Genomic DNA, 26,411 nt, shown 5'->3' with positions numbered 1-26,411 from the left:
AGCAAGCGGCGGGGCCAGGTCGTGCCGCTCTCTCCCACATTCATCCAAAAATCCTTCGGCGACCTGCCCGGCTGGGACGCGGACGACCATCTCGCCGCCTTCGCGGCGTTTAAACGCTCTGCCCTCCACGCGCCGACCAAGCCCTATCGCACCGGGTCGCTCGGCATTACCTTCGACGCCTTTGCCGAGGCCTATGGCGAGGCCCGTTCCGTTTCGCCCGCGAATCGGCTGGAGGCTCGGTCCTTCTTCGAACGCTGTTTCGTTCCCGCACTGGTGACGGCGGACGGCGGCGGCGCTGGGCTCGTCACCGGCTTTTACGAACCGGAGGCCGAGGCCTCGCCGGTAAAGACGGAACGGTTCGCCGTGCCGCTGCTCTCGCGCCCCGCCGATTTGATCGACATCGATGACAAAAACCGCCCCGCTGGCATGGATCCCTATCTCGCCTTCGCCCGCGATACGCCCGCCGGTCCGATCGAATACTTCGATCGCGGCGCAATCGAGCGCGGCGCGCTCTCCGACCGGAGGCTCGAGATTGCCTGGCTCGCCGACAAGGTCGACGCCTTCTTCATCCACGTCCAGGGCGCGGCACGACTGAAGATGACCGACGGCAGGCTCTGCCGCGTCACTTATGCCGCCAAATCCGGCCAGCGCTTCACCGGTCCGGGCAAGATCCTGAGCGAGCTCGGCGAGATCCCGCTTGCGAAGGTGACGATGCAGTCGATCCGCGCCTGGTTCGAGACGCATCCCGACCGCGTCGACGAGATCCTCTGGCGGAACCGCTCCTATATTTTCTTCCGCGAAGCGCCGGTCGAGGATACGACGCTCGGCCCGATCGCCGCCGCCAAGGTGCCGCTGACGCCCGGTCGCTCGGTCGCCGTCGATCGGCTGCTGCACACCTTCGGCACGCCCTTCTACATCGATGCGCCGACGCTCACCGCCTTCGACCGGAAACCGTTCCGGCGGCTGATGATCGCGCAGGACACCGGCTCGGCCATCACCGGACCCGCGCGCGGCGATCTCTTCGCAGGCTCGGGTGCCGCCGCCGGCGAAATCGCCGGCGTTGTGCGCAACGCCGCCGACTTCTACGCGCTGGTCCCGCGCGGGCTGGTCGACAGGAGGGGCGCGTGACCCGCCGCGACGACAAGCTCAGCGAGGACGATCGTATCCTCTGGAACCTGGTGGCGCGGACGACGCGGCCGCTGAAAGGCAAGGCCGCGGTCGAGATTCCAGACATCGTCGAGCCCAAGCCGGCGCCGGCGCCCGCGCCGGCCAACGGCGCTCCGGTCGTTGCCGCGAAGCCGAAGCCGCAGCACGTCTCGCATGTGCTGGACGATCAGACGCGAGACAAGCTGAAAAAAGGCCGGCTGCCGATCGAAGGCCGCGTCGATCTGCATGGCATGACGCAGGACGAGGCCTATTCGCTGCTGCTCAGCTTCCTGCATCGCGCCCATGCCGGCGGCATCCGCTACGTGCTGGTCATCACCGGCAAGGGCTCGTCCTCGGGCGGCGACGGGATCTTGCGGCGCTCGGTGCCGCATTGGTTGTCGACACCGGCCTTCCGGCACCTTGTCTCCAGTCATGATCATGCCGCCCGCAATCATGGCGGCTCGGGCGCGCTCTATATCCGCTTGCGGCGGACGCGGTCATGAGGATGCCGGCCTTGAGGACGCGACAGTGACCCCGTTCGGCGAGAAGCTTAGGGCATTGCGCGCCGAGCGCGGCGTCAGCCAGAAGGCGATGGCGCAGGCTATCGGCGTCAGCGCCGCCTATCTGTCGGCGCTGGAGCATGGCCGGCGCGGCGCGCCGACCTGGACGCTGATCCAGAAGATTATCGGCTATTTCAACATCATCTGGGACGACGCCGAGGATCTCGCCCGCCTCGCCGAGACCTCGCATCCTAGGGTGAGGATCGACACCTCCGGCCTGTCGCCCGCCGCGACCGAGCTGGCCAATCTTCTGGCCGAGAGCATCGAGAAGCTGGACGAGGCGGAGCTGCGGAAGATCACCGCATCGGTTCGGGCCGCGCTGAGAAGATAGCCTCTGCCTACTGTACCGAGCCGACCAGGACCGGCTGGCCGTCGCGGATCGAGACCCAGCGGCCGGTGTTGTCGATCGCCTGCCGCTTGAGATAGCGGTAGCCGGTCGCGTCCCAGGCTTTGACCTTGTCGGTCAGATTGTCGAGGATGTAGTCACCCTTGTCGGTGCGCACCGTCAGCACGGAATGGCCTTCGCCGTCGGGCTTGCGCACGACGGTGATCAAGAGATCGGCGAGCGACATGCCCATGCGATAGAGCTCGCGCCGTTTTTCCAGCACATAGTCCTCGCAGTCGCCGAAGCCGTTGTCCGGATAGGTCCAGACCTCGTCCTTGCCGTAATTGTCGAGATCGCTCATCGGCTTGACGGCGGCGTTGACCTTGGCGGTCACGCTGATCAGCCTGCGCCACAGGCCGTCGGTCATCGTGGCCGGCGCGAGATTGGCCGGGCGGATGTTGCATTCACTCGGATACGCCTTGCAGAAATCGTAGTGTCCGATCGGCTGCGAGGTCAGGCCGCCGGTGGCCATGGCGCCCGCCGCCGATGCCGGCACCGCCCAGTGGGCCGAGATCGCCAACCCTGCGACTGCGCACAAGCGCAGCATCCGCGTCATCGGTGAGGAAGTCATTGTCCCCCGGTCCGCCCTGTTCTTTTATTAACGAAACGTTAAAGGCGATTTACAGTCCGTGTCAATTAGAGACAACGGCTAGTTTGACGGCATGGTTACCCGCGCGATGCTGACAGCGGCACTTTCGCAACAGCGCCGTCGGCGAACGCCGCAAGCCGCCCGCCGTTAGCTTCCCTAACCGGCGCGGACGCCTCCTCGTCATTCAAGGGCGAAGCAGGAGCGAAGCTCCGTCGCGGAGACCCTGGAATCCGTGTCGTGAGGTTGCGCGAAGAGCAAAGGCGGCGCAAGACGGAGGTTGTTCTGCACCGCTGCACCATTCGTATGTAACGGCACGGATCCTTGGGTCTGCGCTGCGTCGCTTCGCTCCTTGCTCCGCCCTAGGATAACGAGGCAGCGGGTGTCTCGGCCGATCACCAAGGCATGCGACCCGCCAGCGCAAGCATAGCCGCCGGGCAAGCGTTTCGGCGCCTTGCTCAGCTCTTGGCGGAGCGGACCAGCTTCGGTTTCGCCGCCACCCGGGTCTGGCGGCCATAGCTGGCGATGAAGTCGACGATGCGCGGCACGATCTCGGACCGGAACCGCGAGCCGTTGAAGACGCCATAATGGCCGACGGCCGGCTGCATGTAGTGGGCTTGCCTGTCGGCCGGGATGTTCGCGCAAAGGTCATGCGCGGCCTGGGTCTGGCCGAGGCCGGAAATATCGTCGTTCTCACCCTCGACGGTGAACAGGGCGACGTTGCGGATGAGGCTCGGATCGACGGCCTCGCCGCGATGGGTCATTTCGCCCTTCGGCAAGGCGTGGCGCACGAACACCGTGTCGACGGTCTGCAGGTAGAACTCCGCCGTCAGGTCCATCACCGCCAGATATTCGTCATAGAAGTCGCGGTGCTTCTCGGCGTTGTCGCCATCGTTCTTCACAAGGTGCATGAAGAAGTCCTTGTGGGCGATGATATGGCGGTCGAGATTCATGCTCATGAAGCCCGAGAGCTGCAGGAAGCCGGGATAGACCTCGCGGCCGAAGCCCGGCACCGGCCAGGGCGCCTGCATGATGACGTTGTCGCGGAACCAGCCGATGCCCTTTTCCTCGGCCAGCAGATTGACCGCGGTCGGGTTGCGGCGGGTGTCTATCGGGCCGCCCATCAGCGTCATGGTCGACGGCACGAAGGGGTCGCCGCGCTTTTCCATCAGCGCCACCGCCGCCAGCACCGGCACCGATGGCTGGCAGACCGCCATCACATGGGTGTCCGGACCCAGCGCATGGAACATGTCGATGACATAGTCGATATAGTCGTCGAGATCGAAGCTCCCCTGCGACAGCGGCACCATGCGGGCGTCGACCCAGTCGGTGATGTACACGTCGGCGTGAGGCAGCATCGCCTCGACCGTGCCGCGTAGCAGCGTCGCGTAGTGGCCGGACATCGGCGCCACGATCAGAAGCTTCGGGTCCGGCTTGCGGCCCGCCGGAAGCGAACGCTCGAAGCGGGTGAGGTTGCAGAAAGGCTTCGTCCAGACGGTCTTTTCGGTGACGCCGACGGTCTTCCAGTCGATCACCGTCTCGGTCAGGCCGAATTGCGGCTTGCCGTAGCGGCGCGTGGTGCGCTCGAACAGTTCGGCGGCTGCCGCGACCGAACGGCCGAGCGGCGTGTGCGAGACAGGATTGAGCGGGTTGGAATAGAAAAGCCGCACCGCGTCGGCGTAGAGGCGGGCGGGCTGCAGCGCCGCATGGTTCATTTCGTAGAGCTGGTAGAACATCGGGAACCTCGCTGCTGCCTGACGACCAAAGGGCCGACGAGCAGCGCCGAGCCTCGAATGTCTCGCAGCGAGGTTAACAAGATACTGTTGCGATGCAATACGTCACGTGGCGTGACGAATAGGTCTTTCGTCGAAAGCGTTGGAAAACCGGCTCGAAGGGCACAGCCGGCTCAATGTGCACCGCCGAAATATGTAGGAAATATGTCCGGCCCCTCTTGCCGGACATATCGGACATATCAGACGCGCGCCATGCACACCGCGGTGTGGCCCGAGCCGATGAAACCGAGCTGATTGGCTGCGCCGCGCGAGAGGTCGAGCACGCGGCCTCTGACGAACGGACCGCGATCGTTGATGCGCACCACGACGCTGCGGCCATTGTTCTTGTTGGTGACCCTGAGCCTGGTGCCGAACGGCAAGGTGCGGTGCGCAGCGGTCAGTTCGGCGGGATTCATGCGCTCGCCGGACGCGGTTCTCGAATGCAGCGCATACCAGGAGGCGCGTCCGCATTGCGCGGCGGCCGAGGAGGCGTTCGACGCGCCAGCCATCAGGCCAGCCGCGATCGTTACCGCGACAAGCGCGGTGCGGTTGGTTTTCTTCATCTTTTAGGGGTGGGCTCCGTTTACAGACAACTCGCCGTAAGTGCCGAATGAGGCGGGAAATGCGGCATTGATCTGGCGGTTCCATGGCAAAGGCACACGTTTGGAGTCGCCGCGAAACAGTTTGTCATGAAATTTCCGGAGCACGCAGGCGTATTCTTTGTGAAGACCGAGCCGGTTTGCGGGAAGTCTCGAGTAGGATCGGCCGTCAATCCGCAAGTAGAAGAGGAAGCGATTGCCTGGCTTCCTTTCGCTTCTTTACTGCGCGTGCATTCCGGTGGAGGATCGACTTTCCGGGGGGATTTCGCCGATGCGATTGATCAGGAATTTGCTGGCGCTGCTCGTGCTGGCGATCGGCGTGCTTTGGTCGCTGCAGGGGCTTGGCCTGGTCCAGGGCAGCTTCATGACCGGCCAGAGGCAATGGCTCTATATCGGACTCGTGACCGCGCTTATCGGCCTGCTCGGCCTCGGCTGGGCGAACCGCCCGCGCGTTTGAGGGAGGAAAGCCCTTCTCCCTAGGGAGAAGGGCCCGCTCCGCCTGTCTTCACGCGGCCTTTGCCGCCGGCTTGGCCGTCTTGACGTGAGTGACGCTACGACGTCCGTCGACGCTCACCGGCACATCGCCGTCGACTGTGGCGCGGCGCACGATCCGCTGCTGGTCGCCATAGTCGTTCACCGCGTAATGCTGGGTGGCCCGATTGTCCCAGATCGCGACGTCACCGGCCTGCCAGCGCCAGCGCACGGTGTTTTCGGGCGCCGTCACATAGCTCTGGAACAATTCGTAGAGCTTCGAGGAGTCGCTCTTCGACAGGCCGACGAAGCGCTGGACGAAATTGCCGAGCAGCAGCGAGCGCTCGCCGGTTTCCGGATGCACCCGCACGACGGGGTGCTCGGTTTCGTAGACGGTCGAGGTGAAGACCTCCTCGAAATGCTTCCTTTCCTCGGCGGTGGCGCGAGGCCGCACCGCGGCATAATCGTAGGCATTGCTGTGGATGGCCCAGAGACTGTCGGCCAGCAGCTTGAGCGGCGCCGGCAGGCTTTCATAGGCGGCGTGCGTGTTGGACCAGATGGTATCGCCGCCGGCCGGGGGAATGACGACGCCGCGAAGCACGGAGAATTTCGGATAGACGTCCACGAAGGTGACGTCCGTGTGCCATTGATCCGCGCGGCCGCCGCCGCGGCTGGAATCCAGATTGAGGATCGAGGCGGTGCCCGATACCGGCCCTTGCGTGGGATGCGGCACGAGATCGCCCAGGCGCCGCGCGAACAGTTCATGCTCGGAATCGTCGAGATGCTCCTGGCCACGGAAGAAGATGACCTTGTGCTTCAAAAGCAGCTGGTTGATTGCCGCGATGGTGGCGTCCGGCAGGCTTCCGCCAAGGCGGATGCCCCTGATTTCCGCGCCCACGCGGGCGGTCAGCGGAATGACGTCGGTTGGCGGAATGACCTGGTCGACGGCGGCTAGGTTGCTCATGGGGATCTCCTCGTTGCTGGTTGGGGAAGGGAAATGTCTATGAGGGCCGGTCACTGCGACCAGTATTGCCAGGCCCAGTAGAAGCTCTCGTCGTGTGGCGGCAGGCGGCCGCGCTCCGCGTCGAGCTGGACCGGCGCCGGCGATCGGGGCGCGTCGTCCCGTGACGGCTTGTCCTCGTCGGGAAGGCGCAGAAGCCAGTGCCCGAGCGAGCGGCCGAGATAGGCGAAAAGCACTGCGGTGGAATGGGTCATCGTCATTCTCCTTGGCTCGGATCATTCCCGCCCCGCCCAGGGCACCAGCGCGCGCTCGATCCTGCGGATGACGAATTCCAGCGCGAAGGCGATGGTCGCGATCACCAGGATGCCCATCACCACGACGTCGGTGACCAGGAACTGCGCGGCCGACTGGATCATGAAGCCCAGTCCGCGCGTCGCCGCCACCAGTTCGGCCGCCACCAGCGTCGACCAGCCGGCGCCGAGCGCGATGCGCAGGCCGGTGAGGATCGAGGGCAGCGCGCTGGGCAGCACGACATGGCGGACAAGCTGGTTCCGCGTCGCGCCGAGCGAACGCGCCGCGTCGATGCGCTCGCGCGACACGCCGCGCACGCCGGCGGCGGTCGATAGCGCCACCGGCGCCAGCATGGCGATGGCGATCACCAGGATCTTCGACGGCTCGCCGATGCCGAACCAGATGACGATCAGCGGCAGATAGGCAAGCGGCGGGATCGGCCGCAGGAACTCGAGCAGCGGATCGAACACGCCGCGCCCGACCCTACTGATGCCGATGGCGAGCCCCATCGGAATGCCGACGACGATCGCCGCGATCAGCGCGACGAACACGCGCCAGAGGCTGGCGGCGACGTGCTGGATCAGCGTCGCGTCGACGAAACCGTCGCGGGCGACGACGACGAACTTTGCCCAGACGGCGGCGGGCGATGGCAGGAAGACTGGCGAGACCAGTTGCAGCCGGGCCGACACCGTCCAAGCGGCCAACAGGACGAGGATGGTTATGGCGCTGACCAGCCGTGCCGAAATGCCCGTCCGGTCGCGTCGCAGCCGCGACCATGGCACCGAGAATCCATCGTGCTCCCCGGCTTTCGCTTCCTGTCGTTCGCTGTAGTTGCCGACGCTCATGCCGCCTCTCCCTCGAAGATCGCGTCGGTCAGCTCCGAGCGGGCCGCGGCAAAGGCCGGATCCGCCTTGATCGCGCGAATCGGCTCGCCAGCGGCATAGCGCCGGCCGAAATGGGTTTCGAAGCTGCGCACCACATGGCCGGGTCCCGGCGCCAGCACGACGATCCTGGTGGCAAGCACCAGCGCCTCCTCGATGCCGTGCGTGACCATCAGTACGCCGACCTGGGCAGCCGACCAGAGATCGAGCAACGTCGTCTGCATGCGTTCGCGCGTCAGCGCGTCGAGCGCCCCGAGCGGCTCGTCGAGCAGCAGGAATTCGGGTTCGGCGGCCAGCGCGCGCGCCAGGCCGACGCGCTGGCGCATGCCGCCGGAGAGTTCCCAGATGCGCCTGTCGCCGGCGCCGTCGAGCTTGACCAGCGACAGCAATTCGTCGGCGCGCCGCGCCCTGCTGTCGGCGCTCACGCCGCGCAATCGAAGCGCGAAGGCGACGTTTTCCCGCGCGGTCAGCCAGGGAAACAGCGCATCGTTCTGGAACACCACGGCGCGGTCGGGTCCGGGCGCGGTGATCGGCCGGCCGGCGATCATGGCCCGGCCGCGCGCCGGCTCCACCAGGCCGGCGGCGACGTTGAGCAGTGAGGTCTTGCCGCAGCCCGAGCGGCCGACCAGCACGACGAAGTCGCCCTTGCCTATGTCGAGCGAAATGCGTTCGACCGCCGGCGCCGGTTGGCCGTCATAGTGGACGGTGACCTTGTCGAGCGTCAGATGCGGCATTGGGCTCAAACCTCCGCTGGATCAAGCGCTGGGTCAGGGGGCCTGCCCCGAAGCCGCGCCTCGTAAGCGGTTCCGGGACAGGCAAGCGCATGGCCAGGGAAGAAGGGCCGCGCTTGTCGAGCAATTCCAGGAAAGGCGATCTTCCTTCCGGAACTGCCTGGAGAAAAGCTCAGTTCGAGGCGAGCGCCTCGCTGGCATATTTGGTCGTGACGTATTTCGAATAGTCGGGCAGCACGGCGTCGATTTTGCCCTGCTCCTTGAGGAAGGCCGATGCCGCCGCGATCGCCTTGACCGTGCCGCCGCCGAGGAACTTGTCGGAGGCCTGCTCGTCCAGCGTCGGGAAGACATAGCCCTTGAGCAGTTCCGGCACCTCTTCCAGCTTGGCGCCGGTGATCTTGGCGATCTTGCCGGCCTCAGGCGAAGAGACCGACCAGGCCTCTGGCTTGGCCAGGTATTGGGCATAGGCCTCGCCCGTCACCTTGACGAAGTCGCGCACCGCTTCCGGATGTTTGTCGGCGAAGTCGGCGCGCACGATCCAGGCGTCGAAGGTCGGCGCGCCCCAGGCCGCCACTTGCGAGGAATCGAGCACCACCTTGCCGGAGGTCTTGATCTGGCCGAGCGCCGGGTCCCAGACATAGGCCGCGTCGATGTCGCCGCGCGCGAAGGCGGCGGCGATTTCCGGCGGCCTGAGATTGAGGATCTCGACCGCCTTGGGATCGACGCCCTCGTGCTTCAGCGCCGCGAGCAGGCTGTAATGCGTGGTCGACACGAACGGCACCGCCACCTTCTTGCCGGCGAGGTCGGCGACTTTCTCGATGCCGGCGCCGTTACGGGCGACGAGCGCTTCCGACGGACCGATCAGCCCGACCACGAAGATGGTCTCAATCGGCAGCTCGCGGCTGGCGGCCGCGGCCAGCGGACTCGAGCCGACATAGCCGATATCGACCGAACCGGAAGCGATCGCCGCGATGACATCGGCGCCGGAATCGAATTTGCGCCAGTCGATCGCGGCCTTGGTCGCCTTCTCATAAGCGCCATCTGCCTGCGGCACCTTCGAGGGCTCGACCACCGTCTGGTAGCCGATGGTGATTTTCAAATCCTCGGCCATGACCGGGCCGAGCAGGGCGGCGCTTGCCAGCGCTGCCGACGACAGGACAAGAATGCGTCTGGAAATGGTCGACATGAAAGGCTCCATTCAAAGGAGAAAGCCGGATTGCCTTTCTATCGTCTGTTAATTCTATGGGGTTTGTAGAGTTAAATCCTTCCAACCAAACGGGCTTTGTTGGAAAAAAGCGGCTCCGGGTTGGTTGGAAGGCCGCAAAAGGACAGTCGCGGTGTTCTGCCGGAGACTGTGCTAGGCCCTTTTGGACGCCGCAGCGGCGCTCGAAGCATTCGCTGCGAACAAAAATCCCGCTGTCACCTTTCCCGGGTAAATCCATGCCCCAGATAGCGGCGGAATTGAAACCGGCTTTCGTGTGCGAGCAGGTTAGTATAGTAATCTTATCGACATTAGGGAGAGAGAACGATGCGCGACCAACTGAATCGCATACCGCCAATCGTTCGTGGCGCCGGCCGGGCGGCCGCGGCATCGGCTGCCTCATGGCAGTCGGCCCCGGCTGTCTAGGCCCGATCGCGGCCCCTCGAAAGCTCCTGAATTTCAGCCATGGTTGGACGCGGCAATTCCATCATCATTGTCGGCGGCGGCGCCAGCGGCGTCGTGCTGGCTGCGCATCTGCTTAAGTCGCCGAACCCCGATCTGCGCGTCACGCTGATCGAGAAGCGTCCGCATTTCGGCCAGGGTATGGCCTATTCGACGCTGCTTTCCGCGCATGTGCTCAACGTCAAGGCCTCGGGCATGAGCGCCTATGCCGACGATCCGGACAATTTCGCGCGCTGGGTGCTGGAGCGCGGCCTTGCCCAGCCGGACCAGGGGCCGTTCTATGCGCCGCGCAGCCTCTATGCCCGCTATCTGAAGGAGCTGCTCGACGATCTCGAAGACCGCGAGCGCGAGCGCGGCCGTTTGCGGCTGATCCGCGAGGAGAGCCTGTCGGTCTCGCCGACCCCGTCGGGCGTCGAGGTGGCCCTGGCCAACGGCACCAGCGTCGTCGGCCACCTTGCCGTTTTGGCCACCGGCCATGACGAGCAGCCGGGTGCCTTCCAGGGCCGCGCCATCCGGATGGGATCGGAGGCCGACACGGCGCTCGACCCGCAGGCTCCCGTGCTGGTGCTCGGCACGGGCCTCAGCATGGTCGACGCCTTTCTTTCGCTGGAGCAGCGCGGCCATCGCGGCGAGATCATAGCTGTGTCGCGGCGCGGCCTGCTGCCCTCGCCGCATCGCAAGGGCAACCCGATCAAGCTCGACGTCGCCGATATCCCGCTCGGCACCCAGCTCTCCTATTTCGTCGGCTGGTTCCGCAACCTGATCCGCGAGAACCAGAAGGCCGGCGGCGACTGGCGCGATGTCGTCGACGGCTTGAGGCCCTTCAACCAGAAGATCTGGCAGAACTGGCCGCCCTCGGCCAAACGCCGCTTCGTCGAGCACACCAAAGCCTGGTGGGACATCCATCGCCACCGCATGGCGCCGGAGGTTTACGAGCGTGTCACCGAAGCGGTCGGCTCGGGTCGCATCCGCCTCGTTGCCGGACGCGTCGCGGACATTGAACCGAACGACGGCTTCACCGTCACGATCCAACAGCGCGGCACGCAGGCGCTGGAGACGCTTGAGGTCGCGCGCATCTATGACTGCATGGGCATCGCCCGCGACATCTCGAAGACCTCGAACGGGCTCGTGCGCTCGCTTGTCGAGCGCGGCCTGGCGCGCCCCGACCCGCTGCGCCTCGGCCTCGACGTCACCGCCAGTTGCGAGCTGATAGCGGCCGACGGCACGGTGTCGTCGAAACTCCTCGCCGTCGGGCCGCTGACACGCGGCACCTTCTTCGAGATCGACGCCATTCCCGATATCCGCGTCCAATGCGCCAAGCTCAGCAAGCAATTGCTGGGCTAGCACAGCTAGCGCATTCCAGGAAAAGCGTACCGGTTTCCGTCCGGAATTGCGTAAAAACAAATACTCCAGGTTCCGGTTTGACCTTCAGCCGCCAAGCGCCTCGCAGACGACCCGCGCGGTCTCGGCACCGGAAAAGTTCTGCTGGCCGGTGATGAGATTGCCGTCGCGCACGGCAAAGCCGCGCCACAAGCCGGCTTGGACATAGTTGGCGCCGATCGCCTTGAGTTCGTCCTCGATCCGCCACGGCATCAGATGCTTGCCGCGTTCGAGCGCACCCATCTCCCAGGTGGCTTTGTCGGCAAAATCCTCCTCGGCATTGGCAAAGCCGGTGACGGTCTTGCCGGCGGCGAGCAGCGATCCGTCGGTGTGCCTGGCGTAGCGGAGGATGGCGGTGCCATGGCAGAGCGCGGCGGCCACCTTGCCAGCCTCATGGAAGGCGACGAATATCCGCTGCAAATCGGTCGCGCGCTCGTAGGTGAACATCGGCGCCTGGCCGCCGGCAACGACGATTGCGTCGAAGCGCTCGACATCGATCTCGGCCACCGGTCGCGTATTGTCGACCAGGGCAGAGAGTTTCGGGCTCGAAATGAAGCCTAGCGAGATGAGGTCGGTCTCCGAATAGCCCGATGGATCGCGCGGGTCGCTCAGCGCATCGGCCTCGCACTTGCCGCCGTCGGGCGAAAAGATCTCGACTTGATAGCCGCGTTCGGTGAAGGCGAACCAGGGATGCGTGAGCTCGCTCCACCAGAAGCCGACCGGCCACCCGGTCGTGGTCGAGACGGCCGGATTGGCGATGACGATCGCCACGCGCTTGGGTTTTCGCCCATTGACCGGATTTGGATCCCGCACGCTCATTGTCGCACTCCTTTCTGAAAGTGTTGCCTGCGAAGTCGGACAAGGCAATCTGGCCACATGGCCGGGCAATTTCCGCTTCCGTCGCGGCCCTGCCTTGCCTACCATCTGCACATGGCCCAACGCGGTAGACTCTATGGCTGCCCGGTCGAGTTCGCGCTCGATGCGCTCGGCGGCAAGTGGAAGACGGTAATCCTGGCCCGAATCAAGGAGCGACCGCTGCGCTATTCCGAATTGCGCCGAACGATCCCGTCGCTTTCCGACAAGATGCTGACCCAGCGCCTGGGCGATCTCGTCGAGATCGGTTTCGTCAGGCTCGAGGCATCGCCCGACGGCAAGGGGCGCTATACATTGACCGAGCGCGGCCACGACCTTGCCGCTGCGCTGCAGGCGCTCTACGACTGGGGCAGCGTGCATGGCCGCGCCGAAGGCGTGCGCTTCCGCACCGATGTCGAAGCCGCCGCCTAAAGCCCGTCGCGCTGAAGCGGATTCAGGCGACGCGCTTTAAGTCTTTGTTTTTATGCATGTCCGTTATCGCAAAACCGCTGCGCACTTTTGCGCGACATGCATTAACAAGCCATCTCCTCAGACCGTGTTGGCAAGCGCGCCGCAAAAGCCCGCGGCATCGGTGACAACCGCTTCGCCGAGGAAACGAAGCGCGGCCAGCGAGCGGTCGCGCGCTTCCCTGTTGCCGAAGCCGCAGGCGTCCTCGATCAGAACGGCCACGAAGCCATTGTCGGTCGCTTGGCGCACCGTCGGCTCGATGCCGATCTCCATGGCGATGCCGGCGAGCGCCACGGCGCGCACGCCGCAGTCACGCAAGGCAAAGCCGAGGGCGGTGGAATCGAAGGCCGACATGGTGAGCTTATCGAACACCGCCTCGTCAGGGCGCGGCTCCAATTCGGGTACGATCAGCGTTGCCTCGGCGTCGCGCAGGAACCAGGGCCCGACAGCGTCGGGGTCATCGCGCCGCTGCCAGGCCATGGCGGTGCGCAATTGCGTGGCGCCCATCCATTTCTTCGGCAGCGACAGGTGGCGCGTGAACGCCACCCGCATGCCGGCCGAGCGGGCCGCTTCCAGTGCCGTGCCGGTGCGCTCGATGATCGTCGCCGCGCCTGCGACCTGGCGGCAGATGCCGACCTGCATGTCGTAGACGACCAGTGCCATGCGGCGCGGATCGCACCATTCGGCCAGGCTGGTCGGGATCTCGATGCCTTCGCTCGACCGGATCATGCCGCCGTCCGATCCCAGGGCTTGGCGATGTCGACGGTCGGGTCGAACAGGAATTCGAGCGGCAGCGGCGCGTCGAAGGCGATGAAATGCCATTCCAGCAGTCCGGCCTTGGACAGCGGGAAATCGTCGGTGTAGTGCCTGGCTTCCTCGACGCTGTCAAGCTCGAAGACAATGATCACGCCGCCGACATCTGCACGCGCGTAGTTCTCGCGCACGATGCCTGTCTTCCAAAGCCGCCAGACATTCGAGACCTCGTCGCGCAGATAGGGCCGCAGATCGTCGAGCGTGACGCCTGGCTTGAAGTTGTCATAGGCAAGAATCTTCATCGGCTGCTCCTTGCATTGGCCCCGCGCGGAATTCGGCTAGCATGGCGAAATCGGCGGCTGCAACGAACCACATGGTTCGTTGAAACGTGGCAACCGGATTCCTCATGGAGAATGGAGATCGAAGGCCAGCCCGCCACCGTCCGAGACCGGACCGAGCGCTCACAATCTCGGGCGCGCAAAGGCGGTCTTGGCCGTCGGCCGTCTCCCGTGAAATTCCATTCCCCCACTCGCCGCCGGATTGGCACGATCTATCTTCTTTCCAAGCCGAAAGGGCTGGAAAAGACGCTCCTGTGTGATGCGTGAAGCCGGAATGGATTCCGGCCGCCATCATGCGCGAGATTGTAACTGGTCACCCGCGTCGAACTTGCTTCCATGGAGGGTCCGAGATGAGCGTGCACGGGAAAGCGGCGCCGGACGGCGCGGAAGGCAATTTGGCGCGGCTGCGTCCGCCCTACGCCTCGGTGCTCGACCTGATCGGCCAGACGCCGGTTGTCGAGCTCACCAAATTCGACACCGGCAAGTGCCGGCTGTTCATCAAGCTCGAAAGCCAGAATCCCGGCGGCTCGATCAAGGACCGCATCGCGCTGTCGATGATCGCGGCGGCCGAGAAGGCGGGCCAGCTGAAGCCGGGCGGCACCATCGTCGAGGCCACCGCCGGCAACACCGGCCTCGGCCTCGCCCAGGTCGGCATCCCCAAGGGCTATCGCATCATCCTCGTCGTGCCCGACAAGATGTCGCGCGAAAAGATCCAGCACCTGCGCGCTTTAGGCGCCGAGGTGCGCATGACCCGTTCCGACGTCGGCAAGGGCCATCCCGAATATTACCAGGACATGGCCGAGAAGATCGCCGCCGATCTGCCCGGTGCCTTCTACGCCAACCAGTTCGCCAACCCGGCAAACCCGCTGGCGCACGAGACCACCACCGGCCCGGAAATCTTTACCCAGCTCGACGGCGACGTCGACGCGGTGGTGGTCGGCGTCGGCTCCGGCGGCACGCTCACCGGCCTCGGCCGCTATTTCGCAAGACATTCGCCGAAGACCGAGATGGTGCTTGCCGATCCGGTCGGCTCGGTGCTGGCGCCGCTGATCAAGACCGGCAAGATGGAAGAGGCCGGCAGCTGGACCGTCGAAGGCATCGGCGAGGATTTCGTGCCGCCCAACGCCGATCTCTCGCTGGTCAAGAAGGCCTATTCCATCACCGACAAGCAGAGCATGCTGGCGGTGCGCGATCTCCTGTCCCGCGAAGGCATCCTGGCCGGCTCGTCCTCCGGCACGCTTCTGTCGGCAGCGCTTCGCTATTGCCGCGAGCAGACCACGCCGAAACGCGTCGTCACGCTGGTCTGCGACAGCGGCAACAAATACCTGTCGAAGGTGTTCGACGACATCTGGCTGGCCGAGCAGGGCTTGGCCGACCAGGAGCAGCATGGCGATCTGCGCGACCTTGTCATGCGCTCGCCGCGCACCGGTGACATCGTCACCGTCGGCCCCGAGGAAACCCTGCTCAACGCCTATGGCCGCATGCGCCGCTCCGATGTCTCGCAGCTGCCGGTGCTCGACGACGGCAAGCTGGTCGGCATCGTGGACGAGAGCGATATCCTGGCCAAGGTCGACGGCCCCTATGACGGCCGCTGGGACCGCTTCAACGCGCCGGTGCGCACGGCCATGGCGTCCAGCCTGCACACGCTGCAGGCCAGCCAGACGCTCGATGCGCTGTTGCCTGTCTTCGACCGCAACGAGGTCGCCATCGTCTTCGATGGCGAGGAGTTCATCGGCCTGATAACCCGTATCGACCTGATCAACCATCTGAGGCGCCGCGCAAAATGACCACAGCAAGACCGCCATTGGGCAGGAACCGCCTGGCCTTTTCCACCCGCACCATCCATGGCGGCCAGAGCCACGACCCGACCACAGGCGCGGTGATGGTGCCGATCTACGCCACCTCCACCTATGGCCAGCAGTCGCCCGGCGTGCACAAGGGCTTTGAATATGCCCGCAGCCAGAACCCGACGCGCTTCGCCTTCGAGCGCGCGGTGGCCGATCTCGAAAGCGGCACGAAAGCCTTCGCCTTCGCCTCCGGCCTGGCGGCGATCGGAACGGTGTTGGAACTGCTCGATGCCGGCGCCCATATCGTCGCCACCGACGACATCTATGGCGGCTCGTTCCGGCTGATGGAGCGGGTGCGCAAGCGCTCGGCCGGCCTTGAGGTCAGCTTCGCCGACTTCACCGATCTGGCGGCGGTCGAGGGCGCGATCCGCCCCGAGACGAAACTGCTTTGGGTCGAGACGCCGACCAATCCGCTGCTGCGCGTCGTCGACCTCGAAGCGATCGCGGCGCTTGCGAAACGCAAAGGCCTGCTCACGGTCGCCGACAACACCTTTGCCAGCCCCTATATCCAGCGGCCGCTGGAGCTCGGCATCGACATCGTTGTCCATTCGACGACGAAATACCTGAACGGCCATTCCGACATGGTCGGCGGCGTGGCTGTCGTCGGCGACAACACGGACCTCGCCGACCGGCTGAAATTCCTGCAGAACGCCATCGGCGCCATTTCCGGGCCGTTCGATAGTTTTCTCGCGCTGCGCGGCATCAAGACGCTGGCGCTCAGGATGGAGCGCCACTCGGCGAACGGCCTGAAGATCGCGCAATGGCTGGAAGGTCGCAAGGATGTCCGCCGTGTCATCTATCCCGGGCTTGCCAGCCACCCGCAGCACGAGATCGCGAAGCGCCAGATGCACGCCTTCGGCGGCATGATCTCGGTCGATCTCGACCGCGATCTCGCGGGGACAAAACGCTTCCTCGAACGCACCCAGCTGTTCACGCTGGCCGAAAGCCTCGGCGGCGTCGAAAGCCTGATCGAGCACCCGGCGCTGATGACGCATGGCTCGATCCCGGCGGAAAAACGCGGCGCTATCGGCATTTCCGATTCGCTTGTGCGGTTGTCGGCCGGTATCGAGGATGGCGACGATCTGATCGCGGATCTGGAGCAGGCGTTGGGGGGTTGAAATCTTCGAGGCAATCTCGGAGATGCTCGTCACCCGTGGTGATCCTTCGCGCCCCTCTCTGTCCTGCCGGACATCTCCCCCACGAGGGGGGAGATTGGCAGCTTCGGCGCCTCGCCCTTCCTGCAACGCCGGTAATTGGCGAAAGCCGGCGTGACGTCTGATCTCCCCCCTTGTGGGGGAGATGGCCGGCAGGCCAGAGGGGGGCGCTGTCCCGCCGACATCTCGGTATGTGTGCCATTGCACACCGCGATCCACATTCTAAACTACCTTCACTTGCGATCTCCGGAGGCGTGATGCGCGTGATCGTGTTGGGTGGCGGCGTTGTCGGCGTCACCACCGCCTATCAGTTGCAGAAGGACGGGCACGAGGTCGTCATCCTCGAGCGCCAGGCACAGGTCGCTGCCGAGACCAGCTGGGGCAATGCCGGCATGATCGCGCCCGGCCATTCCTTCGTCTGGTCGTCGCCCAAGGCGCCCATGATCCTCTTGAAATCGCTGGTGCTGAAGGACCAGGCGCTGCGCTTCAAGCTCTCGGCCGATCCCAGGCTCTACAGCTGGTCCTGGCTGTTCCTGATGGAATGCACGGCCGAGAAGGCCAGGCGCAACACGCTGCTCAAGCATCGCCTTGCCGCCTATTCGCAATCGGTCCTGCACGATGTCATCGCCGACGAGCAGATAGACTATGACCGCAACGATCGCGGCATCCTCTACTTCCACCGCAGCCAGCAGGCGCTCGACAAGGGCGTCGAGCACATGAAGCTGCTGGAATCCGACGGGCAGGAGATCAGGGTGCTCGACCGCGCCGGCGTCGTCGAGCTCGACCCGTCGCTTGGCTCGGCGAAGGAAAAAATCGCCGGCGGCATCCATTGCCCGACCGACGAGACCGGCGATCCTGCAAAATTCACCCGGGCGCTTGCCGCCAAGGTCGTGGAGCGCGGCGGCGTGATCCATACGGGAACGACGATCACCGGCATCGAGGCTTCGGGCGACGGCGTCACCGAGGTGCTCACCGACAAGGGAAGCTTCAAGGGTGATGCCTATGTCCTGGCGCTCGGCTCCTACAGCCCGCTGATCGCGAAGACGATCGGCATCAGCCTGCCGATCTATCCGATCAAGGGCTATTCGCTGACCATTCCCGTCGGCAACCGGCCGCATCCGCCGACCATCGCCTCGGTCGACGAGCACAATCTGGTCGCCATCTCGCGCTTCGGCGACCGCATACGCGTCACCGCAACGGCCGAATTCGCCGGCTACGACACCAGCCACAAACCGGCCGATTTCGCCTTCATGAAGGGCGTGACGCAGCAGCTTTATCCCGAGGGCGCCGACTATGACCGCGCCGAGATGTGGGCGGGCCTGAGGCCGATGACGCCGAACAATCTGCCCGAGTTCGGACGGCGGCGCCTCGGCAACCTCTATCTCAACACCGGGCACGGCCATATCGGCTGGACCATGTCGCACGGCTCGGCCCGCATCACCGCCGATCTGATCGCCGGCCGCAAGCCGGCCATTTCGATGGATGGACTTTTGAACTGAACGCTCGGGTCCCGGACGGGAATCGACAAGAAAGGGAATGCCATGTCTGTCGGAGCAGCCCGCCTTCATTCTTCGGCACCGGTCGATCCCAAGCCAGTCGACCTCGGCATCTTGCCGTCGGAGCTCGACGGCGGCCTCGCCTCGCGCGCGGCGATCGGCCTTGCGATCCTCGCCACCGACCAGACGCTGGAGCATGAGTTCCGCGCACTGGTGCGCATTCCGGGCGTCGCCTTCTACGAGGCTCGGCTCTTCAACGACAACGACATCACGCCCGACACGCTGCGCGCCATCGGCCCGCGCATCGCGCCGACCGTCGACCTCATCCTGCCAAGCATTCCGCTCGACGTCGTCGGCTTCGGCTGCACCTCGGCCACCATGACGCTCGGCGAGGAGGCCGTGTTCGCCGAGATCAGGAAGGCGCGGCCGGGCGTCGCCTGCACCACGCCGGTCACCGGCGCGCTCGCCGCCTTCAAGGCGCTCGGCGCCAAAGGCATCGGGCTGCTGACGCCCTACGCCCCCGAAATCAACCAGGGCTTGGTCCGTTATTTCACCGGCCGCGGCCTCGACATCGCCGCCGTCGCCACCTTCGACCGGCGCGACGACCGCGAGGCGGCCCGCATCTCGCTTGCCTCGATCGAGGCGGCGGCCGAACGCATGGCGGCGACGCCGGCAGTGGACGCGATCTTCATCTCCTGCACCAGCCTGCGCGTCGCCGAGGCGGTGGCGGGGCTCGAACGGAAGATCGGCATTCCCGTCACCTCCTCCAACCACGCCATGGCCTGGCATTGCCTGCGGCTCGCCGGCATCGACGACGTCGTGCCGGCCGGCGGCAGATTGTTTGCGCTGCCAGCCGCGGGTTAACGGTTCTGGAAAAGTTTGCTTAACGCTTCGCTACTATGTCCCGCCCCCGGGAGGCAGGACAGAGTGAGCGCGATGAACGACAGCCCCGAAAAGCGCAATGAATGGCGCGCCATCCTCTACGTGCAGGCGCGTGTCGCCATCCTGTTTGTCCCGATCATCGTGAGCCTGCTGATCATCGGCGCGCTCGCCGGCAATGACCGCGACCCCGCCGCCATCGACCGGACCGTCACCAGCTCGGTGAAATAGGCGATTTGTCAGCTCCAAAGGCGAACAGATTCGACGACGACAGCTCGTGGGTCGCGCATTTGGCGCATTGATGGACGAACGACCGCGGCGTTTCTGACGCCGATTTTGAACGAGCGTCAGCGGGGTGAAGATAAGGGCAAGGACACCGTGCCGGCAGTACACGTCTTGACTGGTTCCGTGCTAACATGAGCACGAGAGGATTTTGCTTCCGGCAAGATGAACTGATCCATGTCGCGCTGCGGGGACGTTTATGAAAACAGGGTCACCGGTGAATATGCGGTGATCTTGCGCGGCACCGAAGATCGCGGCGACGGGCCCGGCATCGCCCACCTGACGGCGCGACCGGGAGCCGCGGTGGTGGGCGAACACTTCCATCCCTTTATGGTCGAAAAGTTTACCGTCCTCAGCGGCCGGCTCGATGCCCGCATCGCTGGCCGGACTCTGTCGCTCGGACCCGGACAGTCGGCCACCGCTGAGGCCGGCGTCGCGCATGACTGGTGGAATGCCAGCAAGACGGAAGAAGCGCATGTGCTGGTGGAGGTCCGACAGGCCGGCGGGGCGGCGCATATCGATCCGAATCGCTTCGAGCTTTTGATCGGAATGCTGTTCGGCCTGGCCAATGACGGTAGGGTTGACCGGAAGGGAAGGCCCTATCCTCTCCAGGCAGCCGTGATCGCCAAAGAATTCGCGGATGTCGTCGTGTTCACGCGGCCGCCTCCGGCCGTCCAGCGGATCGCAATCGGCATCCTCGCGCCGCTTGGCCGCTGGCTTGGTTACCAGGCCATCATTCCCGCCTATTGCAAGCCGCATGCGCATGTGACACCGGCTGCCTATGTGTTGGCGGCGGCAGGTCTCACATAAAATAGAGCAATTCCAGGAAAATAGCCGGCGCGACGCGCTTTAGGTTCCGACCCGCGGCGGACGGCATCTGCGGTCATGGATTTTGCCTCGCGATCGTCTCGCGCAGATCCGCCAACGAAATCCCCAACGTCATCGGATCGATGGGCGAGGGATTGAACCCCAGCGCCGCATAGAAACGTCGCGCTTCGTCCGAGATCGCGTGAGCCGGACCGCAACACACATTTCCTAGAATTGCTCTCGGCGGTCTCAAACAAACTTTGGGATTGGGCCGTTCTGCGGCGTCGTCCGCTCGCCGAGGTCGATGAACACCTCGTCGACATAGCACCAGCCCCAGCCTTCCGGCGGGTCGTAACCCTCGATGATAGGATGCTGGGTGGCATGAAAATGCTTGGTGGCGTGGCGGTTGGGCGAGTCGTCGCAGCAGCCGACATGGCCGCAGGTGCGGCAGAGCCTAAGATGCACCCACCAGGAGCCGCTCTTCAGGCATTCCTCGCAGCCGAGCGCGCTCGGCGTCACGTCCTGGATGTCGTCCGTATGCCTGCATTCGTCCATCACGATCTCCTCGCCAATTCGGGGTGACTGGCGCGGCCGCCATTTTGCGCCAGATAGGCGTGCAGCGCCGCAACCACCTGGGCGCATTCGCCGACGGCAGCGGCGACGCGCTTGGTCGAGCCGCAGCGCACGTCGCCGATGGCGAACACACCGCTGCGGCTGGTCTCCATCGGGCCGTGTCCCGGCGCCACGTCCGCTCCGGTGCGGACAAAACCCTTGGCGTCGAGCGCCACGTCGCAGCGCGTCAGCCAGTCGGTATTCGGGTCGGCGCCGATGAACAGGAAGACATGGCGGATGGGGCGCGTCGTCGCCACGCCGGTCGCCCGGTTGCGCCACCGCACTTCCTCCAGATTGCCTTCGTGGCCGTCCAGCGCCTCGATCTCGGTCTCGGGCAGCACTTCGATGTTCGGCTGCGCCTCGATGCGCTCGACCAGATAGCGCGACATGGTGGCGTCGAGGCTGTCGCGACGCGCCAGCAGCGTCACCTTGCGCACCTGGCTCGCCAGATAGACCGCCGCCTGGCCGGCCGAATTGCCGGCGCCGACCAGCGCCACCTCCTGGTCCCGGCAAAGCCGTGCCTCGATCGGCGAGGCCCAATAATGCACGGACGTCCCCTCGAACTGCGCCAGGTTGGCGATGTCGAGGCGGCGGTAGCGTGCGCCGCTGGCGATCACCACGGTGCGGGCGCGCACGGCCTCGCCGTCGCCGACGTCGAGCCGGTAGCCGGTCATGTCGTCGGCGGCGCCGAGCAATTTGGCTTCATCGGGGATCACCACCTCGACGCCGAATTTTTGCGCCTGGTTATAGGCGCGCGCCATCAGCGCCATCCCCGTGATGCCGGTCGGGAAGCCGAGATAGTTCTCTATTCGTGAGGAAGCACCTGCTTGGCCACCGAAGGCGCGGCAGTCGAACACGATCGTCGACAGCCCTTCGGAGGCGGCGTAGACCGCGGCCGCCAACCCCGCCGGTCCCGCGCCGACGATGGCCACGTCGTAGACCTTGTCGGCATCGACCGGCCGCAGCAGGCCGACGCAGCGGGCAAGGTCGCCCTCGCCCGGATTGTGCAGCAGCTTGCCGTTCGGACAGAGCACGATCGGCAGATGGTGCGGATCGACATGAAAACGCTCGATCAACGTCTTGGCGCAGGGGTCGATGTCGGAATCGAGAGCGCGGTGCGGCAGGCCGCTGCGGCGCAGAAATCCCTCAAGCCGCAGCACGTCGCCATTGCCCGGAGGGCCGATGACGATCGGTCCGCTGATACCGCTCTCGAGCAGGCCGACGCGGCGCAGGATCAGCGCCCGCATGACGCGCTCGCCGAGATTCGCCTCCTGCACCATCAGATCGCGCAGCCGCTGCGAGGGGATGACGATCGCCTCGACCGGCTCGGCCGCCTCCGCACTGACCAGCGACGGTCGGCTCGAAAGCTGCGCCAGCTCGCCGATGAAGTTGCCGGCGCCGTAGGTGATGATCGCCTCGCGCGAGCCGAGCCCGCCAGCCTGCGTGATGTCGACCTTGCCCGACAGGATGAGGATCAGCCCGGGCGAGACCGTGCCGGCGGTGACGATATGCTCGCCGGCGGCATAGCTGCGCGCTTCGCCGAAACGACGCATGCGCTCGATATCCGCGTCGGCGAGCACGGGGAACATCTGGTCGCGGCGGGCGGCAATGGTCGGACTGACGGAGAGGGCCATGGGGCGGACCGTAGCGTCATGGCCCCCGGGTTTGAAGCGGTTTGTTCGGGGACTGGTCGGAAGAGGAGGTTGGCTGCAGACGGTGCCGGCGGCCCCCCTTCGCTCTTGGAACTCCGGGATAGCCTGCCATCCGAAGCTCGAAGAGCGAAGGATGGTGCCCAGAAGAGGACTCGAACCTCCACTCCTTGCGGAACACGGACCTGAACCGTGCGCGTCTACCAATTCCGCCATCTGGGCTGGTGGGCGCTCATGTAAGCGGGCAAACGATATGTGTCAACGCGCTTTTTTCACCAGCGTTGGCGCTGCCCCTCATTGCCCCCTGGCCGCGGCGCCGGCGCCCTTCTTGCAACGCCTCACCCCTCCAGCACTTCCTTCGAGGCCACCGTCGAATCGGCGTTGAGCTTGTAGATCACCGGCACGCCGGTGCCGAGCTCGAGCTTGACGATTTCCTCGCCGCTCTTGCCGTCCAGCGCCATGATCAGCGCGCGCAGCGAATTGCCGTGGGCTGCGACCAGCACCGTTTCGCCGCGCAGCACATGCGGCTGCACGTCGTGCAGGTAGTAGGGCCATACGCGCGCGCCGGTGTCCTTCAGGCTCTCGCCGCCGGGCGGCGCGACGTCATAGGAGCGGCGCCAGATATGCACCTGCTCCTCGCCCCATTTCTTGCGCGCGTCGTCCTTGTTGAGGCCGGAAAGGTCGCCATAGTCGCGTTCGTTGAGCGCCTGGTCGCGGATGGTCTTCAGATCGCCCTGGCCGACCACGTCGAGGATGATCTGGCAGGTCTTCTGCGCCCGCTTCAGCGCCGAGGTGTAGGCGATGTCGAACTTCAGGCCGCGCGCCTTCAGCTTCTCGCCCGCGGCGAGCGCTTCCGCATTGCCCTGCTCGGTCAGACCCACGTCGCGCCAGCCGGTGAACAGGTTCTTCAGGTTCCATTCGCTCTGGCCGTGGCGCACGAGCACGAGAGTTCCCGACATGTTTGCTCCTCTAGGGTTTGAGCAATTCCGGGAAAACTGTGCAGCCGTCCGGAATTGCGCGAGAACGAAATACGACAGGATGCCTCAGCTCAGGCCGAGCACGTCCCGCATGGAATAGAGCGCGGGTTTCTTCGCGCGGGCCCAAAGCGCCGCTTTTACGGCGCCGCGGGCGAAGATCGCCCGGTCCTCGGCCTGGTGGGAGAGCGTGATGCGCTCGCCGGTGCCGGCAATGATCACGCTGTGCTCGCCGACCACCGAGCCGCCGCGTAAGGTGGCGAAGCCGATCGTGCCGGCCTTGCGCACGCCGGTATGGCCGTCGCGCGCCCGCACGCTGTTGTCCTCGAGCGCGATCCCCCTGCCCTTCGCCGCCGCCTCGCCGAGCAGCAGCGCCGTGCCGGACGGCGCGTCGACCTTGTGCTTGTGGTGCATCTCCAGGATCTCGATGTCGAAATCCTGCGGCTCGAGCGCGCGGGCCGCCTGCTCCACCAGCACTGCCAGAAGATTGACGCCGAGGCTCATATTGCCGGACTTGACGATCGTCGCGTGGCGCGCCGCCGCCGCGATCTTCGCGTCGTCGTCCGCCGAGCAGCCGGTGGTGCCGATGACATGGACGATGCGCGCCTGCGCGGCGTAGCCGGCGAATTCGACGCTAGCGGCCGGCGCCGTGAAGTCCAGAACGCCGTCGGCCTTGGCGAAGGCCGGCAGCGGGTCGTCGGCAATCGGCACGTTGATGATGCCGATGCCGGCAAGCTCACCGGCATCCTTGCCGAGATAGGGCGAGCCCGGCCGTTCGACCGCTCCGGCGACACGCGCGCCGGGCATGGAATGGATGGCGCGGATCAGCGTCTGGCCCATCCGGCCGGCGGCGCCCACCACCACCAGGCCCATATCGCCCGTTTCGCTCATGCGTTTCTCCCGACGACCTTCTTCGCGCGGCTGCGCGGCAACGGAGTTTGGCCCGAAGTCTGGCTTGCCTTGGCGTCATCGACAAGCCCCAGCCCCTTGTTGCCCTGGACCCGGTGGAAACGGGCATAGACGCTGTGCGGGTCGGCCATCAGCGAGGCATGCGTGCCTTCCTCGACCAGCCGGCCCTCTTCCAGCACGATGATGTGGTCGGCATTGACCACCGTCGACAGGCGGTGCGCGATGACGATGGTGGTGCGCCCTTCCATGACATGGGTCAGCGCCTCCTGGACGCGCGCTTCCGCCTCGTTGTCGAGCGCCGAAGTCGCCTCGTCGAGCAGCAGGATCGGCGCCTGGCGCACGATGGCGCGGGCGATCGAGACGCGCTGGCGCTGGCCGCCCGACAGCGTCACGCCGTTCTCGCCGACCGGCGTGTCGTAGCCCTGAGGCTGCTGGCTGATGAACTCGTCGGCGGCCGCCTGTTTCGCCGCCAGCTCGATCTCGGCGTCGCTGGCGGAGAGCCGGCCGTAGCGGATGTTGTCGCGGATCGTGCCTTCGAAGAGATAGGGCGCCTGCGAGACATAGGCGATCGAGCCGCGCAGCGACTGCTTGGTCACCTTGGCGATGTCCTGGCCGTCGACCACGATGCTGCCTTGGTCGACGTCGTAGAAGCGCTGCAAGAGCGCCACCAGCGTCGACTTGCCGGCGCCGGACGCGCCGACGATCGCCGTGACCTTGCCGGCGCCGGCGGTGAAGCTCAGGTTCCTGAGCACCGGCATGTCGGCGGAATAGCCGAACGAGACGTTATTGAAGCGCACCTCGCCGCTGGTGATTTTCGCCTCGACGGCGTCGGGCGCGTCCTCCTGCTGCGGCTCGAGGTCGAGCAGCTCGTAGATCATGCGGGCGTTGACCAGGGCCCGCTCCATGCCGACCTGCATGCGCGCCAGTCGCCTTGCCGGATCGTAGGCGAGGATCAGCGCGGTGATGAAGGAGAAGACCGCGCCAGGCGGCTGGCCGAGAACCAGCGCGCGATAGCCGGAATAGGCGATGACGGCGGTGACGGCGAGACCGGCCAGCATGTCGGAGATGGGCGACAGCCGCTCCGAGACGCGGGCGATCTTGTTGCTGCGTTGCTCCGCCGTGTCCGCCATGTGGTCGATGCGCCGCGCCAGCTCTCCCTCCATGGTGAAGGCCTTGACGATGGCGATGCCTTGCGTGGCCTCCTGGATGGCGCCGATCAGCCGGGAATTGATCAGTACGGATTCACGGTTGATTTGCCGCACGCGACGGGTGATGTAGACCACGGCCCAGATCAGCGGCGGCCCGATCAGCAGCGAACTCAGCGACAACACCGGGTCCTGGTAGATCATGAGGCCGACGAGGCCGACCAGCGTGACCGCGTCGCGGGTGATCGACGTCAGGGTCAGCGACAGCAGGTCGCGAATGCCGCCGACATTCTCGTTGACCTGCGCCGCCAGTCGGCCCGAACGCGTGTCGTTGAAGAAGCCGACGCCGAGCTTCATCAGGTGGTCGAAGATGCGCTTCTGGTAGCGCGCCACCAGATTGTTGCCGATCTTGGCCAGCGCCACTGCCTGGCCGTAGCCGGCGAAGCCGCGCAGCACGAAGGCTCCCATGAAGCCTGCGCAAATCCACACGATCGCGTCGCCACGCCGCTCGTAGAATATCTGGTTGACCATCGGCGCCATGACCCAGGCCGAGAACGCCGTCGTGGCCGAGACCAGCAGCGAGCAGGCGATGACGACGACATAGGACCAGCGATGGTCACGGCCGTTCTCGGCGAGAATACGGCGGAGCACCGCATTGACCTCGCCGGGCCGGGCCTTTTGCTTGTTTGGGGTTTGAAGTGTCAAATCGGGAGCGCTTCGTGGTTCTCACAGGACGGGGCAGCTTTTTCGGCCCCCTCTTAGCGCCCCGGCTACGGCTTGCCTATGGCAAAACTTCGTCGCGGCGTCGCGGAAGCGGCGG

28 protein-coding genes and 1 tRNA gene are annotated in these 26,411 nt (G+C 65.5%); 12 read left to right on the top strand and 17 right to left on the bottom strand.

Going from position 1 to position 26,411, the window contains the following annotated elements:
- The first annotated feature begins 21 nt into the window (after window positions 1-21).
- The 3 genes from P9236_RS24120 to P9236_RS24110 are packed head-to-tail and all read left to right on the top strand — an operon-like array spanning window position 22 to window position 2,037.
- On the top strand, window positions 22-1,128 hold the full coding sequence (locus P9236_RS24120; protein ID WP_278077101.1) for a murein transglycosylase A: 1,107 nt from the start codon (window positions 22-24) through the stop codon (window positions 1,126-1,128).
- Window positions 1,125-1,649: a Smr/MutS family protein gene (locus P9236_RS24115; protein ID WP_278077099.1), complete on the top strand. Its 525-nt coding sequence runs from the start codon at window positions 1,125-1,127 to the stop codon at window positions 1,647-1,649. Before P9236_RS24120 ends, P9236_RS24115 begins: the two co-directional genes overlap by 4 nt.
- Before the next feature lie 25 nt (window positions 1,650-1,674).
- Entirely contained in the window at window positions 1,675-2,037 is a 363-nt protein-coding gene (locus tag P9236_RS24110) for a helix-turn-helix transcriptional regulator (RefSeq protein WP_278077097.1), read from the top strand.
- Between the two features lie 7 nt (window positions 2,038-2,044).
- On the opposite strand, the gene P9236_RS24105 is transcribed toward P9236_RS24110, so the two are convergent.
- The 3 genes from P9236_RS24105 to P9236_RS24095 all read right to left on the bottom strand — a co-directional run bounded on the left by P9236_RS24105 (window position 2,045) and on the right by P9236_RS24095 (window position 5,012).
- Window positions 2,045-2,662 carry a transglutaminase-like cysteine peptidase gene (locus P9236_RS24105; protein ID WP_278077096.1) on the bottom strand — a complete coding sequence of 206 codons (618 nt, stop codon included), beginning with the start codon at window positions 2,660-2,662 and terminating at the stop codon, window positions 2,045-2,047.
- Window positions 2,663-3,135: 473 nt separating this feature from the next.
- A complete protein-coding gene (locus tag P9236_RS24100; protein WP_278077094.1) occupies window positions 3,136-4,413 on the bottom strand; it encodes a polyhydroxyalkanoate depolymerase in 1,278 nt (425 codons plus the stop codon).
- A gap of 236 nt (window positions 4,414-4,649) precedes the next feature.
- Window positions 4,650-5,012 carry a septal ring lytic transglycosylase RlpA family protein gene (locus P9236_RS24095; protein WP_278077093.1) on the bottom strand — a complete coding sequence of 121 codons (363 nt, stop codon included), beginning with the start codon at window positions 5,010-5,012 and terminating at the stop codon, window positions 4,650-4,652.
- Between the two features lie 307 nt (window positions 5,013-5,319).
- On the opposite strand from P9236_RS24095, the gene P9236_RS24090 reads away from it, so the two are divergent.
- The gene (locus P9236_RS24090; RefSeq protein ID WP_278077092.1) at window positions 5,320-5,505 is read left to right on the top strand and encodes a hypothetical protein; all 186 of its coding nucleotides are present in this window, start codon (window positions 5,320-5,322) and stop codon (window positions 5,503-5,505) included.
- Window positions 5,506-5,553: 48 nt separating this feature from the next.
- On the opposite strand, the gene P9236_RS24085 is transcribed toward P9236_RS24090, so the two are convergent.
- The 5 genes from P9236_RS24085 to tauA form a co-directional block, all read right to left on the bottom strand.
- Entirely contained in the window at window positions 5,554-6,483 is a 930-nt protein-coding gene (locus P9236_RS24085; RefSeq protein WP_278077091.1) for a TauD/TfdA family dioxygenase, read from the bottom strand.
- A gap of 50 nt (window positions 6,484-6,533) precedes the next feature.
- The gene (locus P9236_RS24080) at window positions 6,534-6,734 is read right to left on the bottom strand and encodes a hypothetical protein (RefSeq protein ID WP_278077090.1); all 201 of its coding nucleotides are present in this window, start codon (window positions 6,732-6,734) and stop codon (window positions 6,534-6,536) included.
- Between the two features lie 21 nt (window positions 6,735-6,755).
- The gene (locus tag P9236_RS24075; RefSeq protein WP_278077089.1) at window positions 6,756-7,616 is read right to left on the bottom strand and encodes an ABC transporter permease subunit; all 861 of its coding nucleotides are present in this window, start codon (window positions 7,614-7,616) and stop codon (window positions 6,756-6,758) included.
- Complete coding sequence (locus P9236_RS24070; RefSeq protein WP_278077088.1) at window positions 7,613-8,386, bottom strand: taurine ABC transporter ATP-binding protein; 774 nt, start codon at window positions 8,384-8,386, stop codon at window positions 7,613-7,615. The genes P9236_RS24075 and P9236_RS24070 overlap by 4 nt, the downstream gene beginning before the upstream one ends.
- 169 nt (window positions 8,387-8,555) lie before the next feature.
- Window positions 8,556-9,569 (bottom strand): taurine ABC transporter substrate-binding protein, encoded by a 1,014-nt coding sequence (tauA, locus tag P9236_RS24065; RefSeq protein ID WP_278077087.1) that lies wholly within the window; start codon window positions 9,567-9,569, stop codon window positions 8,556-8,558.
- 480 nt (window positions 9,570-10,049) lie between these two features.
- Between tauA and P9236_RS24060 the strand changes: the two genes are divergently transcribed.
- Window positions 10,050-11,390, top strand: coding sequence for an FAD/NAD(P)-binding protein (locus tag P9236_RS24060; RefSeq protein WP_278077086.1), 1,341 nt, complete (start codon window positions 10,050-10,052; stop codon window positions 11,388-11,390).
- An 84-nt stretch (window positions 11,391-11,474) separates the two neighbouring features.
- Here the strand turns inward: P9236_RS24060 and P9236_RS24055 are convergent, their stop codons facing one another.
- A complete protein-coding gene (locus P9236_RS24055) occupies window positions 11,475-12,245 on the bottom strand; it encodes a type 1 glutamine amidotransferase domain-containing protein (protein ID WP_278077085.1) in 771 nt (256 codons plus the stop codon).
- Between the two features lie 111 nt (window positions 12,246-12,356).
- On the opposite strand from P9236_RS24055, the gene P9236_RS24050 reads away from it, so the two are divergent.
- Window positions 12,357-12,710: a helix-turn-helix domain-containing protein gene (locus P9236_RS24050; protein ID WP_278077083.1), complete on the top strand. Its 354-nt coding sequence runs from the start codon at window positions 12,357-12,359 to the stop codon at window positions 12,708-12,710.
- 117 nt (window positions 12,711-12,827) lie between these two features.
- Here P9236_RS24050 and P9236_RS24045 read toward each other — a convergent pair whose 3' ends face one another.
- Both P9236_RS24045 and P9236_RS24040 read right to left on the bottom strand, forming a co-directional pair.
- Window positions 12,828-13,475, bottom strand: coding sequence for a cysteine hydrolase (locus P9236_RS24045; protein ID WP_278077082.1), 648 nt, complete (start codon window positions 13,473-13,475; stop codon window positions 12,828-12,830).
- On the bottom strand, window positions 13,472-13,801 hold the full coding sequence (locus P9236_RS24040) for a hypothetical protein (RefSeq protein ID WP_278077081.1): 330 nt from the start codon (window positions 13,799-13,801) through the stop codon (window positions 13,472-13,474). The genes P9236_RS24045 and P9236_RS24040 overlap by 4 nt, the downstream gene beginning before the upstream one ends.
- A 386-nt stretch (window positions 13,802-14,187) precedes the next feature.
- Between P9236_RS24040 and P9236_RS24035 the strand changes: the two genes are divergently transcribed.
- The 6 genes from P9236_RS24035 to P9236_RS24010 all read left to right on the top strand — a co-directional run bounded on the left by P9236_RS24035 (window position 14,188) and on the right by P9236_RS24010 (window position 20,305).
- Entirely contained in the window at window positions 14,188-15,624 is a 1,437-nt protein-coding gene (locus P9236_RS24035; protein WP_278077080.1) for a pyridoxal-phosphate dependent enzyme, read from the top strand.
- A complete protein-coding gene (locus tag P9236_RS24030) occupies window positions 15,621-16,802 on the top strand; it encodes a cystathionine gamma-synthase (protein WP_278077079.1) in 1,182 nt (393 codons plus the stop codon). The genes P9236_RS24035 and P9236_RS24030 overlap by 4 nt, the downstream gene beginning before the upstream one ends.
- Before the next feature lie 293 nt (window positions 16,803-17,095).
- Window positions 17,096-18,337: a D-amino acid dehydrogenase gene (locus P9236_RS24025; RefSeq protein WP_278077078.1), complete on the top strand. Its 1,242-nt coding sequence runs from the start codon at window positions 17,096-17,098 to the stop codon at window positions 18,335-18,337.
- 42 nt (window positions 18,338-18,379) lie between these two features.
- Window positions 18,380-19,198 (top strand): Asp/Glu racemase, encoded by an 819-nt coding sequence (locus P9236_RS24020; protein WP_278077077.1) that lies wholly within the window; start codon window positions 18,380-18,382, stop codon window positions 19,196-19,198.
- 63 nt (window positions 19,199-19,261) lie between these two features.
- A complete protein-coding gene (locus tag P9236_RS24015) occupies window positions 19,262-19,444 on the top strand; it encodes a hypothetical protein (protein ID WP_278077129.1) in 183 nt (60 codons plus the stop codon).
- 279 nt (window positions 19,445-19,723) lie between these two features.
- Entirely contained in the window at window positions 19,724-20,305 is a 582-nt protein-coding gene (locus P9236_RS24010) for a cupin domain-containing protein (RefSeq protein ID WP_278077124.1), read from the top strand.
- Between the two features lie 246 nt (window positions 20,306-20,551).
- Here P9236_RS24010 and P9236_RS24005 read toward each other — a convergent pair whose 3' ends face one another.
- The 6 genes from P9236_RS24005 to P9236_RS23980 all read right to left on the bottom strand — a co-directional run bounded on the left by P9236_RS24005 (window position 20,552) and on the right by P9236_RS23980 (window position 26,296).
- A complete protein-coding gene (locus P9236_RS24005) occupies window positions 20,552-20,857 on the bottom strand; it encodes a UBP-type zinc finger domain-containing protein (RefSeq protein WP_278077076.1) in 306 nt (101 codons plus the stop codon).
- Window positions 20,857-22,548, bottom strand: coding sequence for a cyclic nucleotide-binding domain-containing thioredoxin-disulfide reductase (locus P9236_RS24000; RefSeq protein WP_278077075.1), 1,692 nt, complete (start codon window positions 22,546-22,548; stop codon window positions 20,857-20,859). The genes P9236_RS24005 and P9236_RS24000 overlap by 1 nt, the downstream gene beginning before the upstream one ends.
- A 152-nt stretch (window positions 22,549-22,700) precedes the next feature.
- Window positions 22,701-22,785: transfer RNA gene (locus tag P9236_RS23995), tRNA-Leu, on the bottom strand.
- A 116-nt stretch (window positions 22,786-22,901) separates the two neighbouring features.
- Window positions 22,902-23,522 (bottom strand): 2,3-bisphosphoglycerate-dependent phosphoglycerate mutase, encoded by a 621-nt coding sequence (locus P9236_RS23990; protein WP_278077074.1) that lies wholly within the window; start codon window positions 23,520-23,522, stop codon window positions 22,902-22,904.
- A gap of 84 nt (window positions 23,523-23,606) precedes the next feature.
- Window positions 23,607-24,428 (bottom strand): 4-hydroxy-tetrahydrodipicolinate reductase, encoded by an 822-nt coding sequence (gene dapB, locus P9236_RS23985; protein WP_278077073.1) that lies wholly within the window; start codon window positions 24,426-24,428, stop codon window positions 23,607-23,609.
- Window positions 24,425-26,296, bottom strand: coding sequence for an ABC transporter ATP-binding protein (locus P9236_RS23980; RefSeq protein WP_278077072.1), 1,872 nt, complete (start codon window positions 26,294-26,296; stop codon window positions 24,425-24,427). Before P9236_RS23980 ends, dapB begins: the two co-directional genes overlap by 4 nt.
- Window positions 26,297-26,411 lie beyond the last annotated feature (115 nt).

The organism is Mesorhizobium sp. WSM4884, assembly GCF_029625675.1.
Taxonomy (GTDB): domain Bacteria; phylum Pseudomonadota; class Alphaproteobacteria; order Rhizobiales; family Rhizobiaceae; genus Mesorhizobium.
The sequence above is the reverse complement of the archived record's forward strand: the minus strand, read 5'-3'. Positions and strand labels throughout refer to the sequence as shown.